The 17808-nt window shown below is 71.9% G+C and carries 16 protein-coding genes; 10 read left to right on the top strand and 6 right to left on the bottom strand.

Annotation, left to right across the window (positions count from 1 at the left end; translation table 11 throughout):
- Positions 1-73: 73 nt before the first annotated feature.
- Both ABNT58_RS07590 and ABNT58_RS07585 read right to left on the bottom strand, forming a co-directional pair.
- Positions 74-523 (bottom strand): TRAP transporter small permease subunit, encoded by a 450-nt coding sequence (locus ABNT58_RS07590; RefSeq protein ID WP_348752895.1) that lies wholly within the window; start codon positions 521-523, stop codon positions 74-76.
- A gap of 77 nt (positions 524-600) precedes the next feature.
- Positions 601-1110: a gluconokinase gene (locus ABNT58_RS07585; protein WP_348752894.1), complete on the bottom strand. Its 510-nt coding sequence runs from the start codon at positions 1108-1110 to the stop codon at positions 601-603.
- 203 nt (positions 1111-1313) lie between these two features.
- Here ABNT58_RS07585 and ABNT58_RS07580 point away from each other — a divergent pair, with 203 nt between their 5' ends.
- From ABNT58_RS07580 to ABNT58_RS07555, 6 genes are all read left to right on the top strand, one after another.
- The gene (locus ABNT58_RS07580; protein WP_348752893.1) at positions 1314-2333 is read left to right on the top strand and encodes a LacI family DNA-binding transcriptional regulator; all 1020 of its coding nucleotides are present in this window, start codon (positions 1314-1316) and stop codon (positions 2331-2333) included.
- 66 nt (positions 2334-2399) lie between these two features.
- The gene (locus ABNT58_RS07575; protein ID WP_348752892.1) at positions 2400-3017 is read left to right on the top strand and encodes an RNA polymerase sigma factor; all 618 of its coding nucleotides are present in this window, start codon (positions 2400-2402) and stop codon (positions 3015-3017) included.
- Positions 3014-3673 carry a hypothetical protein gene (locus ABNT58_RS07570; protein WP_348752891.1) on the top strand — a complete coding sequence of 220 codons (660 nt, stop codon included), beginning with the start codon at positions 3014-3016 and terminating at the stop codon, positions 3671-3673. Before ABNT58_RS07575 ends, ABNT58_RS07570 begins: the two co-directional genes overlap by 4 nt.
- The gene (locus tag ABNT58_RS07565; RefSeq protein WP_348752890.1) at positions 3670-6873 is read left to right on the top strand and encodes a CHAT domain-containing protein; all 3204 of its coding nucleotides are present in this window, start codon (positions 3670-3672) and stop codon (positions 6871-6873) included. The genes ABNT58_RS07570 and ABNT58_RS07565 overlap by 4 nt, the downstream gene beginning before the upstream one ends.
- A gap of 102 nt (positions 6874-6975) precedes the next feature.
- A complete protein-coding gene (locus tag ABNT58_RS07560; protein WP_348752889.1) occupies positions 6976-7602 on the top strand; it encodes a helix-turn-helix transcriptional regulator in 627 nt (208 codons plus the stop codon).
- A 95-nt stretch (positions 7603-7697) separates the two neighbouring features.
- The gene (locus tag ABNT58_RS07555) at positions 7698-10781 is read left to right on the top strand and encodes a PEP-CTERM sorting domain-containing protein (RefSeq protein WP_348752888.1); all 3084 of its coding nucleotides are present in this window, start codon (positions 7698-7700) and stop codon (positions 10779-10781) included.
- Between the two features lie 18 nt (positions 10782-10799).
- Here ABNT58_RS07555 and ABNT58_RS07550 read toward each other — a convergent pair whose 3' ends face one another.
- From ABNT58_RS07550 to ABNT58_RS07535, 4 genes are all read right to left on the bottom strand, one after another.
- A complete protein-coding gene (locus ABNT58_RS07550; protein ID WP_348752887.1) occupies positions 10800-11777 on the bottom strand; it encodes a DUF3616 domain-containing protein in 978 nt (325 codons plus the stop codon).
- Positions 11777-12634, bottom strand: a complete 858-nt coding sequence (gene kynA, locus ABNT58_RS07545) for a tryptophan 2,3-dioxygenase (protein WP_348752886.1) — start codon at positions 12632-12634, stop codon at positions 11777-11779. The genes ABNT58_RS07550 and kynA overlap by 1 nt, the downstream gene beginning before the upstream one ends.
- Before the next feature lie 41 nt (positions 12635-12675).
- Complete coding sequence (locus ABNT58_RS07540) at positions 12676-13554, bottom strand: alpha/beta hydrolase (protein WP_348752885.1); 879 nt, start codon at positions 13552-13554, stop codon at positions 12676-12678.
- A 63-nt stretch (positions 13555-13617) separates the two neighbouring features.
- A complete protein-coding gene (locus tag ABNT58_RS07535) occupies positions 13618-14694 on the bottom strand; it encodes an NAD(P)-dependent alcohol dehydrogenase (RefSeq protein WP_348752884.1) in 1077 nt (358 codons plus the stop codon).
- Between the two features lie 201 nt (positions 14695-14895).
- On the opposite strand from ABNT58_RS07535, the gene ABNT58_RS07530 reads away from it, so the two are divergent.
- The 4 genes from ABNT58_RS07530 to ABNT58_RS07515 form a co-directional block, all read left to right on the top strand.
- A complete protein-coding gene (locus tag ABNT58_RS07530) occupies positions 14896-15909 on the top strand; it encodes a trypsin-like peptidase domain-containing protein (RefSeq protein ID WP_348752883.1) in 1014 nt (337 codons plus the stop codon).
- 4 nt (positions 15910-15913) lie between these two features.
- On the top strand, positions 15914-16399 hold the full coding sequence (locus tag ABNT58_RS07525) for a hypothetical protein (protein WP_348752882.1): 486 nt from the start codon (positions 15914-15916) through the stop codon (positions 16397-16399).
- Positions 16400-16537: 138 nt separating this feature from the next.
- The gene (locus tag ABNT58_RS07520) at positions 16538-16882 is read left to right on the top strand and encodes a hypothetical protein (protein ID WP_348752881.1); all 345 of its coding nucleotides are present in this window, start codon (positions 16538-16540) and stop codon (positions 16880-16882) included.
- Positions 16879-17808 (top strand): TolC family protein (locus tag ABNT58_RS07515; protein WP_348752880.1); only part of this gene is annotated, 930 nt, incomplete at its 3' end. The genes ABNT58_RS07520 and ABNT58_RS07515, both read left to right, overlap by 4 nt.

Genomic DNA, 17808 nt, shown 5'->3' with positions numbered 1-17808 from the left:
CCATCAGCAGCAGCATGCCGCCGCAAAAGACGATGAAGGCCAGGCCTTCGGGGCTCATGTCGCTCATGCTCATCTACTCCACATCACCGGCATGGCCCAGGTCCAGCGGCCGGCCGCGCAGCAGCTCCAGCAGCGCCATCACGCCGATGGCCACCGCGCACAGCAGCGCCGGCAGCGGCAGCAGCATCACCGGGTACTCCAGCACCACGCTGCGGCTGCTCATGCCCACCACCACCTGCTGCCACGCGCCCCAGCCCAGCATCACGCAGGCCGCGATCACCAGCAGGCGGATCAGCACCGTCATCAGCTTGAGCAGCGCTGGCTTGTGCTGCAGCATGCCCACCAGGCTGGTGAAGGCCATGTGCTCACCGGCCGGGTAGGCCGCGGTGGCGCCGATGAACACCATCCACACGAACAGCAGGCGCGAGAGTTCTTCACTGGCATTGATGCCACTGCCAAAGCCGTAGCGCAGCACCACGTTGATGAACACGGCCAGGGCCATGATGCCCAGGCACAGCGCCATCGCGTTCTCGATGCCGCGCTGCAGCGGGCCGGCGCGGGGCGTTTCGTGCGCGGGCTCGGCCATCTTCTCGGGAATCGTCATGCCGGAATCTCCTGGTCGCGCAGCCACTGGCTGCAGCGCTGCTGCAATTGCGGAATGGGCAGCAGCGCGTCCAGCGGCAGCACGCCGGGCTCGCCCACGGGCGACTCCAGCGTGGCGAACTGGCTGTCCACCAGGCTGGCGGAAAAGAAGTGCGAGCCGGCGCGCCCGGCCACCCGGGCCAGCGATTCGGCGCGGCCGATCTCCAGGAAGGCAAACCGCAGGCCGGGCGCGGCGGCGCGCAGCTGGTCGCGGTAGCGGCGCTTGAGGGCCGAGCAGGTGAGCACCATCGGCCCGCCGGGCTGCTGCAGCAGCGTGCCCAGCGTGGCCAGCCAGCCCTGGCGGTCTTCGTCGGTCAGTGCAATGCCGCGGCTCATCTTGTCGCGGCTTTGCGGGCTGTGAAAGTCGTCGCCTTCCACCAGGCGCACGCCTTCGGCCTGCGCCAGCGCGGCGGCCAGGCTGGACTTGCCGCAACCGGCCACGCCCATCACCACGATCGAATGCTGCATGTTGTGCTGTTCCAGGGGCCACGGACCGCGCTTGGATAGCGCTGTCCGATTGGCTTCATAAAAAGGCGTTGGCGCGGGAAGGCGCAAACGCCTGGATTCTTGTGCGTTGCATCAGGGTGAGCCCTGAGGCGCAACGGCATTGGACAGCGCTATCCTACGCACTCGATGACCAAGCTGCCCACCGTGTTTTCCCTGATCCGGCCATGAATCCACCCCGTTCCAGGGCCACCGGCCGCGTGACGCTGGCCGATGTGGCGCAGGCCGCCGGCGTCAGCCCCATCACCGTCTCGCGCGCCTTGCGCGGCGAGCGCGCCGTGGCGCCCGACCTGGTGGCGCGGGTGCAGGCCGCGGTGCAAAAGCTGGGCTATGTGCCCGACCCGGCGGCGCGTGCCTTGGCCTCGCGCCACAGCACGCATGTGGCGGTGCTGATTCCGCTGCTCACCAATGCCTTGTTCGTCGACCTGCTCGAAGCGGTGCAGCTGCACCTGCGCCGCGCCGGCTACCAGATGCTGATCGGCATCACCCACTACGACCCCGCCGAAGAAGAGCAGCTGCTGCGTGAGCAACTGGTGCATCGGCCGGCGGGCCTCATCGTCACCGGCTTTGACCGCCATGAACGCACCCGCGCCTTGATCGAGCAAAGCGGCGTGCCCTGCGTGCATGTGATGGAAACGTCGGACGTGCCCGGCCAGTACAGCGTGGGCCTGTCGCAGGCCGAAGCGGGCGCCGCACTCACGCGCCACCTGCTGGAGCGCGGCCGTCAGCGCATCGCCTTTGCCGCGGCGCAGCTCGACCCGCGCGTGATGCAGCGGCTGGAAGGCTGGCGCCGCGAACTGCAGGCCGCCGGCCTGTACGACGCACGGCTGGAATGGCTGAACCCCGAGCCTTCGTCGCTGGCGCTGGGCAGCCGCATGTTCGAGCAGATCATCGCGCACAAGCCGGGCGTCGATGCCATCTTCTTCTGCAACGACGACCTGGCCCAGGGCGCCCTGCTGGCCGCCGCGCGCCACCGCGTCGCGGTGCCCCGGCGCGTGGCCATCGCCGGCTTCAACGACCTCACCGGCAGCGACCTGACCAACCCGCCGCTGACCACCGTGCGCACCCCGCGCGCCCAGATCGGCACCGTGGCCACCCAGATGCTGCTGCGCCTGATGCGCGGCGAAGCCGTCACGCCCACGTCGGTCGACCTGGGCTTCGAGCTGGTGGTGCGCGGCAGCACCTGAGCTTGCCGGCCGCAGGCATCGCGCCACCTTTGCTACATTGAGTTGCAACAACCGGGAGGAAGTTGCATGACCGCGCTGACGGCCCAGTCCTTTGCGCAAGCCTGTCGCGACGGAGGGCGCCACATCGAGCACTGGCTGCGTGCGGTCGACCGGGACCACGGCGCCCGCTTCTACCGGGAAGCCGCTGCCGCGCTGCGCAGCTGGCAGGCCGCCGAAGACGTGGTGCAGGAAGCCATGGTCAAGGTCTGGCTGCGCTGCGCCACGTTCGAAGGCCGGGGCGATCCGCTGGCCTGGATCCACCAGATCGTGCGCAACACCTTGCTGGACGCATTGCGCCAGCACCGGCCCGCGCAGGAGCAGGCCCTGCCCACGGACGAAGCGGCGCTGACCGCGCTGCAGGCCGAGCTGGACCAGGCGCTGCAGCAGCCCGGCGCCACGCCGGAACAGCAGGTCAGCGAGCAGCAACGTGAAGCCGTGTTCCGCGCCTGCTTCGCGGCCTTTGCAAGGGCCCACCCCGAGCACGCCACCGTGCTGCGCTGGGTGGTGGAAGATGGGCTGGACAACACGCAGATCCAGGCCCTGCTGGAGCGCACGCCGGGCGCCACGCGCGAGTTCATCTCGCAGTGCCGCAAGAAGGCGCGGCCCTATTTCGCGGCCTGGTATCAACTGGTGGGCATGCCATGACAACCGACGACGACCAAACCTGGCTGGACCTGCTCGCGGGGCGCGCCGTGCCCGGGGCCGACCCGCAGCTGGCTCGCGAGGCCGCCGCGCTGCGCGACGGCATGCAGCGCTACCGGCTGGCCGTGCCGACCGCGGGTGCGCGCGCGGCCGACGAGCGGCTGCAGCGCCTGCTGACCCGCGCGCGTGAAGCCGGCGTGCTGCCGGCGCCCGACGCGGACGCGGACCCACGGCCGGCCGCATCGTCGGCACCGAAGGCCGCCCCACGCCCGCCCGCGCGCGGGGCTGCGCTTGCGCAGCCCCGGCGTTGGCCCGCGGTGGTGCTGGGCCTGGGCCTGGCGCTGGGCGGCATGGCCTGGTGGGGCCTGCAGCCGGCACCTTCTTCTTCGCCGCCGCCCTACGTGCTGCGCGGCGACGGCGTGTTGCAGCGCATGAGCGCCGACGCCGCAGCCGCGCGCACGGAGCGCGATGCCTTGCTGCGCCAGCTGCGTGCGCTGGGCTTCGAGGCGGATGCGTATGAGCAGCTCGGCCGCCCCGGCATCGACCTGGAGCTGGCGCAGCCGCTGACCGCCGCGCAGCAGGCGGCGCTGGCCGACCTGGGCATTGCGCCGGGCACCGGTCCGCAGCTGCGCATCGAGTTTGCGCCCCGGCAACCGTGAGGCGCTGGCTGGGCCTGCTGGCCTTGGGGCAGGCGCTGTCTGCCGGCGCGGCCGAACCCGCCGCATTGGACGCTGCCGTGGCCATCCACTGCGCGGCCTACACCCAGCCCTGGCCTGCCGAGCAGCCGCTGCAACTTTTGAACGAGCGGCTGCGCGCGGCCCAGGTCAAGGCCGACCCGTTTGCCCTCGAAGGCGCCTGCCAGGGCCTGCGCCGCGTGCTGGCCGACCGTCCGGGCGACGGGCTGGCCCGGCTGCGCTACCAGTCCGACGTGGCGGCGGCCTTGTTCTGGCTCGGCCGCGCCCCGCAAGCCACGCCGCTGTTCGAAGCGCTGGTCGCGGCCTACCAGGCGGCCGGCCGGCGCACGCTGGCAGCCCAGAGCGCCGCGATGCTGGCGTTTGTGTACCTGCAGCGTGGCGAGAACACGACCGCGCTGCAATGGTCGACCCAGGCCTTCGAAGACGCGGCCCAGCCCGACCCGGAGGTGGTCGAGAGCGACCGCCTCAACCTGCGCATCAACCATGTGGTGATGCTGTCCAGCGCCCGTCGCTTTCCCGAGGCCGAGCGGGCCATCGACGAGCTCTTCGACGAAGTGGACCGGCTGGGCGGCAGCGCGCTGCAGCGGGCCACGCTGCACAGCCACCAGGCGGTGCTCAAGCGTCGGCAAGGTCAGCAGCAGGCCTCGCTCGCGGCGGTGGATGCCGAGATTGCACTGCGTCGGGAGATCTGGCCGCAGGAGCCCTTTGGCCTTGTGGTGGCGCTCAGCAACCGCGGCGTGGCGCTGCAGAGCCTGGCCCGCTGGCAAGAGAGCGAAGAGGCGCTGCGCGAAGGCGTGGCCACGGCCGACCGCTCGCAGGGGCTGGCGCCCGACCTCTCCGGGCACGCCGTGTCGGTGCGTGAGCAGTTGTCCAGCCTGCTGCTGGCGCGCGGCGACCCGGCCGGTGCGGCCGAAGTGGCGCGGCATGCCGTGGCCTTGATGGCCGAGCGGCCCGAACGTGATGCGGCCCGCGGCGCCCGCCCCTGGCGCCGGCTGGGCGAGGCGCAGCTGGCCCAGGGCGCGCTGGCCGAGGGCTTGGCCAGCCTGCAGCAGGCCTTGCAGCGCCTGGGTCCGGGCCGGACCGACGGCGACACCTTGCCCTTGACGCGCCTGAGCGTTGCCCGCGCCCTGCTGGAAGTGGGTGACACCCAGGGCGCCGCCGAACAGCTGCAGCTGCTCGATGCCGATGCCCGGCCGCCGACACCCGACGAAACCGCCTTTCGCCACAGCCTGGAGGCCGCGCTGCAGCTGCGCGAGGGCGGCGCCAGTGGCGTGGACCAGGCGCTGCGCCACTGGGCCGCGGCCGACGAGGCACTGGCCACGGGCCTGCCGCCGGGCCATCCGCAGCGGCAGGTGCTGGCCGCGCTGCGCTGCGAGTGGGACGACGCCGCCTGCGTGGCCACCGACGCCGCCCACCTCAACCCCGAGTCCGAAGCCGTGCTGCGCCTGGCCCAGGCCCGCAAGGCCTTGCGGGCCGGCGGCGCGGCCGGCGCGGAGCGAGCGGCCCAGGCCGCGCAGGACGCCTTGCTGGCCGCCACCACCGCCGCCCAGCCCCGGCTGCAGTGGCAGGCGCTCGATTTGCTGGCCCAGGCGCAGCAGCAGCGCGGTCATCGGGCCCAGGCCATCCTGCTGGGCAAGCTGGCCATCGCGCTGCTGCAGGGCCAGCGTGAGGCGCTGCTGCCGCTGGGCCGCCAGGCCGATGCCCGCTACCTGGCCGACAAGCTGCCGCTGTACCGCCGCGTGGCCGATGCGCTGCTGCAGGCCGGCCGGCTGCCCGAGGCGCGGCAGGTGCTGGACCTGCTCAAGGCCCAGGAGCAGTTCGACTTCGGCCTGCGGGCGGCCAGCCCGGCCGCCACTGTGGAGCTGGATTTCACCGCTGCCGAGCAGACGGCACGCCGCGAGTTCGATGCCTGGTTGCTGGCGGAATCGGGCGCGGAACTGCAGCGCCTGCGGCAGCTGGAGTCGGCAGGGCGCCTCTCGGCCGCCGAGCGTGAACGGCTGCAGTCGCTGGCCCAGGCCGACCGCGACCGCCAGGCCACGCGCCGGGCCGGATTGGATGCGGCCCTGGCCCGCCTGCAGGCCGTGCCCGCCCAGCCCTCGGCACGCCGGGCGCTGACACGGCCCGCGACGGGGGTGCTGCAGGTCTACACCCTGGCCGGCGACGAGGCGCTGAGCCTGCTCTTCGTGCATGCCCGCGGCGCCTACACGCAGCGGCTGCCATGGCGGCTGGCGGCGCTCGGTCCGGCCATCGCCCGCTGGCGCGATGCGCTGGAGCAAGGCACGCTGCCCGCCGCCGAAGCCCGGGCCTTGCAGGCCGCACTCGGTGGCGCGCTGGCCCAGGCGGCGCAGCAGGCCCGTGCGCAGCGCATCGTGCTGGTGCTGGACGGTCCCTTGCGCTACCTGCCGCCGGCGCTGCTGGCCGACCGCGGTGAGTCGGCACGGGGCCCGGGCCCCGAGCTGGTGGTGCAGGCGCCAGGGCCGGCACCGCGGGCAGCGGCTGCCCCTGCGGCAGGGGCGCTGCGGGCCAGTGCCTTCGGCGTCACGCGCGCGCTGCAAGGCCTGCCCGCGCTGCCGGGCGTGGCGGATGAACTCTGCGGCATCGTGCAGGGCAGCGTGGCCGGGCTCGAAGACCCGGCCAGCGCCTGCGGCGGCACCGGCACCGGCCCCTGGCCCGGCGAAGGCCACCTCAACGAAGCCTTCACCGAAGCCCGGCTGGTGGGCCTGGCCCGGCAGCAGCCCGAGCAGCTGCTGCACCTGGGCACGCACTTCGTGCTGCGGCCGGGCAATGTCTCGCGCAGCTGGCTGCTGCTGGGCGATGGCGCCCGTCTGCACCTGGACCGCCTGCGCCAGCTGGCGCTGGGCCAGCCGCGCCTGGTCACCTTGTCGGCCTGCGAAACCGCGGTCGGCGTGCAGGCCGACGGTCGCGAGGTGGACGGCCTGGCCACTGCCTTGATCGACGGCGGTGCGCAGGAAGTGGTGGCCAGCCTCTGGCGGGTGGAAGACGCGGGCACCGCGCGCTTCATGCGCCGGTTTTATGCGGCGCTGGCCGCACACCGGGGCCAGGCGGCCGCGGCGCTACGGCAAGCCCAGCGCGAGGCGCAACGCGCGGGTGAGCCGGCGCGCATCTGGGCCGCCTTCGTGCTGCTGCGCCGCGCCGACGCCTGAGCAGGGGCCACTACGGGGCTGGCCGATGCGCCGGCCCTGACAACGCGGTGCGGCCTGCGTCTATGCCGGGAGTGGTTTCAACCTTCCCGCGACATGACCCCCATGCCCCGCCCCCTGCTGCTGCCCGAGCCGTTTGGACTGCCGGCCACCGCCCAACTGCGCCTCAGCCCCTTGCAAAGCCTGCTGGGCTGGACGCTGACGGCGCAACGCATCGTGCGGGCCAACCCCGAGTGTCTGTACGTGGCCGAGCGAAGGCTGCATCTGCTGCCGGCTTCCACTCCGCTGCAGGAGGCGCTGCGCTGGGTGTGCGCCCCGCGCAGCTTCGAGCCGCGCGAAACCACCCTGGCGCTGCCGCGCACCGGCGCTTCGCCCTTGACGCTGCGCATCTCGCGCCACCACGGCGCGCCTGCCGAGCCGGTGCAGGCCGTGGTGTGGCTGGCCGACCCGGCGCTGGTGGTGCTGGACGAAGCCGCATTGCGGGGGGCCTTCGCCTTCACCCCGGCCGAGGCCCGCGTGGCGGTGGCGCTGGCCAACGGCCTGTCGGCCGCCGAGATGGCGGCTGCGTGGGCGCTGCAGGTCAACACCGTGCAGATGCACATCAAGCGCCTGCTGGCCAAGACGCGTACCGCCCGCCAGGCCGAGCTGGTGGCGCTGCTGTGGCGCAGCGCCGTGCACCGGCTGCCGTCCCCCGCGAACGCGGGGGACGGCAAGGCCTGCCTCGATACCTGAACGGGTAACGACAGCCCGTGCAGGGGCGCAACAAACTGAAACGAAGGCGGGCCTGTGATGGCCGGCCCACACCACCCACCTCGGAGAGAGAACCTATGCGCACAGCCCCCGTCCTGTCCCCCGCCTTCCGTTCCCCCCTGCGCGCCCGCGTGCGCCGCAGCGCGGTCGGCCTGGCCGTGCTCCACCTGATGGCCCTGGCCCTGACCCCGCCGGTGCAGGCGATGGATGCCTACTGGGCCGGTGGCGAAGGCGCGTGGACCGACAGCGCCGCCTGGGTCGACGGCCTGGTGCCCGACTACGCCGACCGGGCGTTCATCGACGCCCTGGCCGACCCGGCCGCCATGTCCACCGTGTGGGTGGACGGCAGCGTCGCAGCCTCGCAGGTGTTCATCGGCGCGGGTGATGCGCTGAGGATTCGCCAAGGCAGCCTGACCCTGCATGGCGGCCTGGTGAGCAGCCAGGGCGTGCTGAGGCTGCAGGGCTCGCCCGCCACAGGTGCCGCATCGCTCAACCTGGCCGCCAACACCACGCTGGCGGGTGGCGGCAGCACGGTACTGACGCACCAGGACTACAGCTACGTCTACGGCAACGGCCATACGCTGACGGTCGGTGCCGGCCACACGCTGCGTGGTGCGGGCTATCTGGGTGCGGACGGCAACCTTAACGTCGTCAACAAAGGGTCGGTCATTGCCGAGGGCGCTGTGCTGCGCTTGCTGCTGGGCGAAGGCCGCAGCTTCAACAACGTCGCGGGCACGGTCACCGTGGCCGATGGCGCCGTGCTGAGCCTGGACAGCGGCAGCTTCAACGGCGGCACGATCACCGGTCAGGCCAACGCGCAATTGACCGGCGGCGGCATCTACCGGGACACCCAGCTGGCAGGGCAGCTGCAGGTGGCGGCAGGCACCAACCTGCGGCTGGCCGGCACCATCGCCAACACCGGCACGCTGACGGTGCAAGGCTCACCGTCCACCGGCAGCGCCGCGGTGAGCCTGGCCGCCGACACCACGCTGGCCGGCAGCGGCAGCACGGTGCTCACGCACCAGGACTACAGCTACGTCTACGGCAATGGCCACACACTGACCATCGGTCAGGGCCACACACTGCGTGGTGCGGGCTATCTGGGTGCGGACGGCAACCTCGACATCGTCAACCAGGGCAGCCTGGTGGCGGAGGGCGGACGCCTGTCCGCCTACCTGGGCAGCAGCCAGACGCTGGACAACACCGCAGGCGCCATCACCGTGGCCCAGGACGGCCGGTTCAACCTGGAAAACGGCAGGCTGATCGGCGGGGTGGTTCACGGCCAGGCCGGTGCCCAGCTGTCGGGCAGCGGTACCTACGAGAACACCCGGCTGACCGGCAGCCTGCAGGCGGCTGGCAACCTCACGCTCAAGGACAGCTTGCTGCAAGGGCCCTTGCAGGTGCTGGCAGGCAGCAGCCTTGGTCTGGCCGGCACCCTCACCAACACCGGCACGTTGACGGTGCAAGGCTCGCCGTACAGCGGCGCTGCCTCGCTGAGCCTGGCCGCCGACACCACGATGGCCGGCAGCGGCAGCACGGTGCTCACGCACCAGGACTACAGCTACGTCTACGGCAACGGCCACACGCTGACGATCGGCGCCGGCCACACGCTGCGCGGTGTGGGCTACCTGGGCGCGGACGGCAACCTGAACGTGGTGAACCAGGGTGCGGTCGTCGCCGAAGGTGGCGTGCTGCGTCTGTTGCTCGGCGAAGGCCGCAGCTTCAACAACATCGCGGGCACGGTCAGCGTGGCCGATGGCGCCACGCTGAGCCTGGACAGTGGCAGCCTCTCGGGCGGCACGATCACCGGCCAGGGACAGGCGCAGCTGACCGGCGGCGGGCTCTACCAGGACATGCAGCTGGCGGGTCGGCTGCGGGTGGCGGCGGGCACCAGCCTCAGGCTCGCGGGCACCCTCACCAACACCGGCACGCTGACGGTCGAAGGCTCGCCTTACACCGGCGGCGCCAACCTCAACCTGGCCGCCGACACCACGCTGGCAGGCAGCGGCAACACGGTGCTGACGCACCAGGACTACAGCTACGTCTACGGCAACGGACATATGCTGACCATCGCTGCAGGCCATACGCTGCGCGGTGCGGGTTACCTCGGGGCGGACGGCAACATCAACGTCGTCAACCAGGGCAGCCTGTTGGTGGAGGGCGGGCGGCTGTCCGTGTACCCGGGCAGCGACCGGACGGTGGACAACAGCACCGGCACCGTCACGGTGGCCAGCGACGGCGTGTTCAGCCTGGAAAACGGCCGGCTCATCGGCGGGTTGGTCCACGGCCAGGGCGGCGCGCAGCTGGCCGGGGCTGGCACCTACGACACCACCCGGCTGACCGGCAGCTTCCGCACCGCATCGAACCTCAATCTCAAGGACAGCCGGCTGGAGGGCCAGCTGCAGGTGCTGAGTGGCGGCTCCATCGGCCTGGCCGGCACGCTCACCAACACCGGTACGCTGACGGTGCAAGGCTCGCCGTTCACTGGCGGGGCCTACATGGCCCTGGCCGCAGACACCACCCTGGCCGGCAGCGGCAACACGGTGCTGATGCACCAGGACTACAGCTACATCTACGGCAACGGCCACACGCTGACCATCGGCCAAGGCCACACGCTGCGCGGCGCGGGCTCCATCGGCGCGGACGGCAACCTCCACATTGTCAACCAAGGCAGCGTGGTGGCCGAGGGTGGGCGCCTGACCGTGCAGATGCAGGCGGGCCAAAGATTCGACAACACCGCCGGTGTCATCCGCGTGGACGAGACCGGCCAGATCCTGCTGTATGGCGATCTGCTGCTGGGCGATGCCTCGCAGCTGGTGTTCGACGTGGCAGGCGTCAGCGGGCAGGCGGCCTGGGGCGGGCTGTCCTGGTACGCGCCGGCCACGTTCGACGGCACGCTGCGGCTGAACTTCGAGGGCTACACGCCGACGGTGGGCCAGCAGTTCAGCCTGATCCAGTACAGCGGCAGCTACAGCGGCGCTTTCGATGCGGCACTGGCCAACGGCTACACGCTGAGCCTGAGCTACGCCGACAACCTGGTGGTGGCCACGGTCACCGGCGTGTCGCCGGTGCCGGAGCCTGGCACCTGGGCGCTGTGGCTGGCCGGTGCCGCGGCGCTGGGCGCCGTCGTGCGCCGCCGCTCGCGTCAACACCGGGCCTGACCCTGGTGCGCCCAGCCGCTAACGCGGCTGGGGCGGCTTGGGCATCACCACCGCCCGAAACGCCTGCCGGGCCGGCGGCAGCTTCTTGCAGGGCGTGCCGGCCACGTCCAGGCCGCCGTCGTCGCTCAAGAACTGCAACTCGCCGCTGCCGGGCCAGGCGAACAAGGCCTCGGGCTGCAGGCCGGTGAAGGCGGCGCTGTCTTGCAGCTGTGGCGCGCCGCCCGCGCGGCCGCTCCAGCGGTAGAGCGAAAAGCTCCCGAGGTCGGCGGTGGGGCCGGCCACGATCCAGTAGGCGCCGCCGATGCGCTCGATGCTGCGCACGCCGCGGTTGCGCAGCGGCAGCAACACCGGCTCGCCGAACTGGGCGGTGCGGCCATGCTCCACCACCTCGGCCGGATTGAGCAGTGGCACCACCAGCGCCCGCCCGTTCGGAATGGGGTTGCGAAAGCCGATCAGCAGCGCGCCTTCGGGCGTTGCGGCCAGGCCTTCGATGTTCAGGCCGCCAGGGGCTTCGGGCGCCAGCTGCGCCGCCTGATCCAGCTTCAGGTGCTGCAGCGTCGGCGCGGCCAGCAGGTCGTCCAGCAGCCTCGTATAAGCGGCGCCGGCCGGCTGCAGCAAGCCGTCTTCGGCGTCGGTGGCAAAAAGGCGCAGCCGCTCTTCACGCCGCTTGCCGCTGCTGTTGCGCCCGTGCGAGCTGATCCAGTAGAGCCGGCTGCCGATGCGGGCAGCGCCTTCGATGTCGGCTTCGCGCCGGCCGGTGCCCAGGACGCCGTCGAGCGACAGCTGGCCGATGGGCTCGGGCTCGCCGCGGGTGTAAAGGCGCAGCACGTTGTCTTCGTCGCTGGCCACCACGAAGTGCTGCGCATCGGTGGCTTCGGCGGCCGAGGCGTCGCACAGGCCGCGGTAGGTCTCGATGGTCGCGGCATGGCTGCCAGTGCCGGTGACAAGGCCGGTCAGCAGCAGGGCGGCAGGCCAGAGCGCATGCAAGCCGCGCATCACAGGTCGGTGCGCAGCCGCCAGATTTCAGGAAACAGCACCACGTCCAGCATCTTGCGCAGGTAGCTCACGCCGCCGGTGCCGCCGGTGCCGCGCTTGAAGCCGATCACGCGTTCCACGGTGGTGACGTGGCGGAAGCGCCAGAGCCGGAACGCGTCTTCGATGTCGGTGAGCTTTTCGCCCAGCTGGTACAGGTCCCAGTGCTGGTCGGGGTGGCGGTACACCTCCAGCCAGGCGGCTTCCACCTCGTCGCTTTGTTCGTAGGGCAGAGTCCAGTCGCGGTTCAGGTGGCTGGCCGGCACCGGCAGCCCGCGGCGGGCCAGCAGGCGCAGCGCCTCGTCGTACAGCGAAGGGGCGCGCCAGGCCTTGTCCACCATCGCCAGCAGGTCGGGGCGGTGCTGGTGGGGCTTGAGCATGGCCGGGTTCTTGTTGCCCAGCATGAACTCGATGCAGCGGTACTGCGCACTTTGAAAGCCGCTGCTCTTGGCCAGGTAAGGCCGCATCGCGGTGTACTCGGGCGGCGTCATCGTCGACAGCACGGTCCACGCGCCCACCAGCTGTTCCATGATGCGGCCGACCCGCGCCAGCATCTTGAAGGCCGGGGCCATGCGCTCTTCGGCCACTGCCTGCACCGCGGCGGTCAGCTCATGCAGCATCAGCTTCATCCACAGCTCGCTGGTCTGGTGCTGCACGATGAACAGCATCTCGTCATGCGCGGGCGACAGCGGATGCTGGGCACTGAGGATCTGGTCCAGGTGCAGGTAGTCGCCGTAGCTCATGTCCTGACTGAAGTCGAGCTGGGCGCCTTCTTCCTGGACGATGCGTTCGGTGGGGGCAGGGGTGGCGCTGGCGGTCATGGGCTGTACCGATGAAGGCAGGTGCTGCGGTGGTGCAGGTTTCAGGCCACCGCGCCCAGGCGCTCGGCCACCCAGTTGCACAGCGGGCTGTCGGGGTCTTCAAAGCCGTGGATGGCCGAGAAATGGTGCTTGCCCACCTGCGGCAGCAGCTCGGCGGTGTTGCCCGCGGCCTGCCAGGCGGCGTGATAGCTCATGGCCTGGCGCTCGAACTCGGGCGGCTCGTCGGCGCCCCAGGTGATGAGGGCCGGCGTGGCGCAGGGCCGCGCGCTGAAGGCGGGCGAGTTGCGGCGGATGATGCCGTCGTCCAGCTGGATCATCGGCTGCAGGTAGCTGTAGCGCAGCGGCTCCAGCTCATACAGGCCGCTGACCAGCACCGCCGCGCGGAAGGGGTCGGCGGGCAGGCCGTAGTCTTCCTGCCAGCGGGTTTGCAGGGCCATCGCGGTGAGGTGGCCGCCGGCCGAATGGCCGCCGATGGCCACGCGCCGCGGGTCGCCGCCATGCTGGCCGATGTGGCGCAGCACCCAGGCCAGCGCGGCGCGCGTCTGGCGCACGATCTCGTCGATGGTCACGTGCGGGCACAACGCGTAGTTGGTGGCCACGGTGGTGATGCCGCGCTGGCGCAGGCCCAGCGCCACGCAGCTGAATTCCTTGGCCGACAGGCTGCGCCAGTAGCCGCCGTGGATGAACACGAACACCGGCGCATCGGGCCGCTCGGCCGGAAAGATGTCCAGCGTTTCGGCCAGCGTGGGGCCGAAGGGCACGTCCAGCGTGCAGGGCAGGCTGCTGCGGGCCAGCGCGCTGCGCTCCACGTAATGCCGGGCTTCGGCGGCGGCATCGGCCACCGCGGCCGATGCGTTGTACTGCGCGTCGATCTCGGCTTGCGTGGTGAAGCCGCGGAACAGGGGACGGGGCATGGTCATCGGGCTGAGGTCCTGGCAATGCCCTGGGCAGGGCGCCGGGATTGTAGGAGCCCGATGCGGTGCTCAAGGCGTCAGCGCCACCTTCAACACGCCGTCGCGCTGGTGGGCAAACAGCTCGTAAGCGGCCTCCACGTCGTCCAGCTTGTAGCGGTGCGTCACCAGCGCGCCCAGGTCGGCGCGGCCGGACTCGATGGCCGACATCAACCGGCGCATGCGCTCCTTGCCACCGGGGCACAGCGTGGTCACGATCTTGTGGTCGCCCAGGCCGGCCGCGAACGCACCCAGCGGAATCTTCAGGTCGGTGGCATACACACCCAGGCTGGACAGCGTGCCGCCCGGCCGCAGCACACGCAGCGCGGCCTCGAAGGTGGCCTGCGTGCCCAGCGCCTCGATCGACGCGTCCACGCCGCGGCCGCCGGTGATCTTCAAAATCTCGTCGACCACGTCCACTTTGCTGGCGTCCACCACCACGTCGGCGCCCAGGCGGCGCGCCATCTCCAGCCGCGCGGGCACCTTGTCCACGCCGATCACCAGCGTGGCGCCGCTGAGCTTGGCGCCCAGCGTGGCGCAAAGGCCGATGGGCCCCTGCGCGAACACCGCCACCGCATCGCCGATGCGGATGCCGGCGCTCTCCGCGCCCGAAAAGCCGGTGGACATGATGTCGGGGCACATCAGCACCTGTTCGTCGGTCAGGCCATCGGGCACCGGTGCCAGGTTCACCATGGCGTCGGGCACCAGCAGGTATTCGGCCTGCGCGCCGTCGATGGTGTTGCCGAAGCGCCAGCCGCCCAGCGGCTTCCAGCCGTGGCGCGTGCCGGCGCCGTCTTGGGCGCCGCAGCCGCACAGGCAGGCGTTGCTCCAGCCGCTGGGCGTGATGGCGCCGGCGATCACGCGCTGGCCTTCGGCATAGCCGCGCACCGCGCTGCCCTGCTTCTCGATCACGCCCACCGGTTCGTGACCGATGGTCAGGCCGCGCTCCACCGGGTATTCGCCCTTGAGGATGTGCACGTCGGTGCCGCAGATGGTGGTGGTGGTCACGCGGATCAGTGCATCCAGCGGTCCCACGTCGGGCACCGGCTTGTCCTGCAGCTCGATGCGGCCGGGCTCGACGAACACGGCGGCTTTCATCATCCTCGGCATGGTCCTGCTCCTGTATTCACAACGGATGGGCCAGCTTAGGCAGCCCTGGCGGGCCGGCGCTTGATCTTGCGCAAGCCGCCTTGGCATGGGCGCGGGCAGCATGAGGGCATGCAGGGAAGGGCGGGCAAGCGCGGGTGGTGGGGGTTGGGGCTGTTGCTGTTGAGCTGCCTGCTGGCCGGTTGCGCTGCGCCTTGGCCGCCGTTGCCGGCCGGGCGTGCCGCAGCTGCGGGCTCCTTCGCGCCGGCGCTGCAACGTGGTCTGCCGTGGATCGTGGGCGTCTATGGCCTGGTGGACCGCCGGCCCGCGGCCGACGAGACCCAAGCTGACGATGGCGGCACCGCCGCTGCCGATCCGATGGACCCCGACGGCCTGCTCGACGTGCGCATCGGTGCTGGCTTCGTCATCGATGCCGAGGGCCGTGCCGTCACGGCCGCGCATGTGGTGCAGCAAGCGCAGCAGGTGGTGGTGCGCTTGCCTGACCAGCGGGTGCTGCGGGCGCAAGTGCTGGCCATCGACGACGAGGCCGACATCGCGCTGCTGCAGCTGCCGCCGCAGGCCTGGCCGGCAGGCCGCCCGCCCGGCGTGCTGCCGCCGCTGGGCAGCGCCACCCGGCTGCGCCCCGGCGACTGGGTGCTGGCGGTGGGTGAGCCGTATGGCCTGAACCGCTCGGTCACCGCCGGCGTGGTGGGCGGCACCGACAGGCATTTCGGCGACGACCATGAGCTGCTGTTCATCCAGAGCGACCTGGCCCTCAACCCCGGCAATTCCGGCGGGCCGCTGCTCGATGCATCGGGCGCCATCGTCGGGCTGAACCTGCGCACCATGGCGGGCGTGTACGGCACGCCAGGTGTGAGCCTTTCGGTGCCCATCGACATCGTGCTGCAGGTGGCGGCCGAGCTGCGCTCGGGCGGCGACATCCGCCGGCCGCGGCTGGGCGCGCAGTTCACCGACCTGGCGCCACCGATGGCGCTGCTGCAGGGCTGGACCCAGGCCCAGGGTGCACTGCTGGTGGGCGTGGCCAGCGGCAGCCTGGCCGAGCGCATCGGTCTGCGCGCCGGCGACGTGGTGGTGGGCATGAACGGCCGCGCCGTCAGCGGCAGCGCCGATTTCGCGCGCCAGCTGCTGGCCTGGCGCCAGCCGCAAGGCACGCAGTTCGTGGTGCGGCGCGGGCCCCAGGCCCACACCGTGGTGGTCATGCCTGCTGCGCTAGACTGACCCGATGCGGTGCTTGCGCGTGCTCATGCTGTGGATGCTGGCGTTGGCCCTGCCCTTGCAGGGCATGGCGGCGGTGGCGATGCTCCATTGCGCCAGCAAGGCGCCCGTACAGCACCACGCAGCCATGCAGGCCCAGGCAGCGGCGTCTGACGCTGCGCAGGGCGGTGAGCAGGCCGGCCATGGTGGCCACGATCGCGGGCTGCATGCAGGCCATGCACACCACGACCAACCTGCGACCGGCGCGGCCTCGGATGGGCCGATGGCCCAGGCCTCGCACGGTGCCTCCCCGCCTGCTTCATCGCATGCGCATGCGGCCGGCCACAGTTGCAGCGCCTGTGCGGCCTGCTGCGTGGCGCTGGCGTTGCCGCCGGCCATGCCGGTGCTGGCAGCGGCGCTGAGCGCGCCCGCCACGGCCGCCACGCTGGTGGCGCCGTCGCCATCCTTCCTCACGGCCGGGCCTGAGCGCCCGCCTCGAAGCCTGCACGCCTGACCGGCGGGCGCCTTGGCGCCCGCGGCCGCTGGCGTGGGCGGCGCCTGTCTGATCAGGGCGCCGCTGCCGGCTCATGCAACTGCCTCGGCTGGCTTGCCGGCCCCAGACGGTTGTGGCATCCGCTCAAGAGGAATTCCCATGGCTTCATCGCCCCATCGGCGGCGTCTGCTGGCGCCGTGCCTGGCCGCTGGTGCATGGCTGCTGGCCGGCCCCGTGCTGGCCCAGACCACGCGCCCGCCCTTGCCCGACCCGACCGACCCCCGCCAGCCGGTGGCACCGCTGGTCTACCGCTCGGCGCTGACCGACACACGCAGCCCGCCCGATGCGCCCGCCGTGGCCTGGCCGGCGGCCAATGCCCAGGTCGGCCGCATCGGCGGCTGGCGGGCTTATGCGCGTGAGGGGGCGCCCACCGCACCGCCCTCACAGCCCGACCCCGGCGTCCACCAGCACCACCACGGCCAGCCCGTTGGAGGCCGTCCATGACCCGCCTTTGCACAGGCGCGCTGGCTGCGGCCGCGCTGCTGCTGACCGGCTGCGCCAGCTTCAGCCCCGACGGCGTCATGGGCCCGGTGCAGGGCTCCTTGCGCCAGCACCTGGGCGCGCAGGCCAACGTACCGCGCACCGATGAAGACAGGGCCGCCGCGCAGCCGCGCATCGCGCAGCTGCTGGCCGCACCGCTGTCTGCCGAAGGCGCGGTGGAACTGGCGCTGCTGAACCAGCGCGGGCTGCAGGCCGCGGTGCAGTCACTGGCCGCCACCGAGGCCGAACGCGTGGCCGCCGGCCGCCTGCCCAACCCCGGTTTCAGCTTCGGCCGCCTGCGCCGGGGCGAAGAGCTGGAGATCGAGCGTGGCCTGCACTTCAGCCTGGGCCGGCTGCTCACGCTGCCGATGGCCAGCGAAGCCGCCGCCCAGCGCCTGGCGCAGTCGCAGGCCCAGGTGGCCGGCCAGGCACTGCAACTGGCCTTCGACACCCGCAAGGCCTGGGTGCAGGCGGTGGCGGCCGCAGAAGCGGTGCATTACAGCGGCCAGGTGCTGCAGGCCGCGCAGGCCAGCGCCGAGCTGGCGCGGCGCATGGCGCAGGTGGGCAACTTCAACAAGCTGCAGCAGGCGCGTGAGCAGGCCTTCCAGGCCGATGCGGCGCTGGCCGTGGCCCGCGCCCAGCAGGCCCGCACCGCGGCGCGTGAACGGCTGCTGCGACTGCTGGGGCTGTGGGGTGAGCCGGCCGCCAGGCTTCAGTTGCCCGCACGCCTGCCCGCGCTGCCGGCGCCCGACACGCTGCAGCTCGAGCGCCCCGATCTGGAAGCGCAAGCCATCGCCCAGCGGCTGGACGTGCAGGCCGCGCTGGCCGACGCACGCCAGCGCGCCAGCGGCTTCAGCCAGGCGCGGGTCGATCGCTTCACCAACCTGCTG

Origin of the sequence: uncultured Aquincola sp. (assembly GCF_964001545.1) — a bacterium.
In the GTDB taxonomy this organism is placed as follows: domain Bacteria; phylum Pseudomonadota; class Gammaproteobacteria; order Burkholderiales; family Burkholderiaceae_C; genus Aquincola.
The sequence above is the reverse complement of the archived record's forward strand: the minus strand, read 5'-3'. Positions and strand labels throughout refer to the sequence as shown.

What these genes read in the sequence shown, in the direction of transcription:
- ABNT58_RS07590 (WP_348752895.1), bottom strand. Translation starts at nt 523, where the DNA reads ATGGCGCTGTGCCTGGGCATCATGGCCCTGGCCGTGTTCATCAACGTG.
- ABNT58_RS07585 (WP_348752894.1), bottom strand. Translation starts at nt 1,110, where the DNA reads ATGCAGCATTCGATCGTGGTGATGGGCGTGGCCGGTTGCGGCAAGTCC.
- ABNT58_RS07580 (WP_348752893.1), top strand. Translation starts at nt 1,314, where the DNA reads ATGAATCCACCCCGTTCCAGGGCCACCGGCCGCGTGACGCTGGCCGAT.
- ABNT58_RS07575 (WP_348752892.1), top strand. Translation starts at nt 2,400, where the DNA reads ATGACCGCGCTGACGGCCCAGTCCTTTGCGCAAGCCTGTCGCGACGGA.
- ABNT58_RS07570 (WP_348752891.1), top strand. Translation starts at nt 3,014, where the DNA reads ATGACAACCGACGACGACCAAACCTGGCTGGACCTGCTCGCGGGGCGC.
- ABNT58_RS07560 (WP_348752889.1), top strand. Translation starts at nt 6,976, where the DNA reads ATGCCCCGCCCCCTGCTGCTGCCCGAGCCGTTTGGACTGCCGGCCACC.
- ABNT58_RS07555 (WP_348752888.1), top strand. Translation starts at nt 7,698, where the DNA reads ATGCGCACAGCCCCCGTCCTGTCCCCCGCCTTCCGTTCCCCCCTGCGC.
- ABNT58_RS07550 (WP_348752887.1), bottom strand. Translation starts at nt 11,777, where the DNA reads ATGCGCGGCTTGCATGCGCTCTGGCCTGCCGCCCTGCTGCTGACCGGC.
- kynA (WP_348752886.1), bottom strand. Translation starts at nt 12,634, where the DNA reads ATGACCGCCAGCGCCACCCCTGCCCCCACCGAACGCATCGTCCAGGAA.
- ABNT58_RS07540 (WP_348752885.1), bottom strand. Translation starts at nt 13,554, where the DNA reads ATGACCATGCCCCGTCCCCTGTTCCGCGGCTTCACCACGCAAGCCGAG.
- ABNT58_RS07535 (WP_348752884.1), bottom strand. Translation starts at nt 14,694, where the DNA reads ATGCCGAGGATGATGAAAGCCGCCGTGTTCGTCGAGCCCGGCCGCATC.
- ABNT58_RS07525 (WP_348752882.1), top strand. Translation starts at nt 15,914, where the DNA reads ATGCGGTGCTTGCGCGTGCTCATGCTGTGGATGCTGGCGTTGGCCCTG.
- ABNT58_RS07520 (WP_348752881.1), top strand. Translation starts at nt 16,538, where the DNA reads ATGGCTTCATCGCCCCATCGGCGGCGTCTGCTGGCGCCGTGCCTGGCC.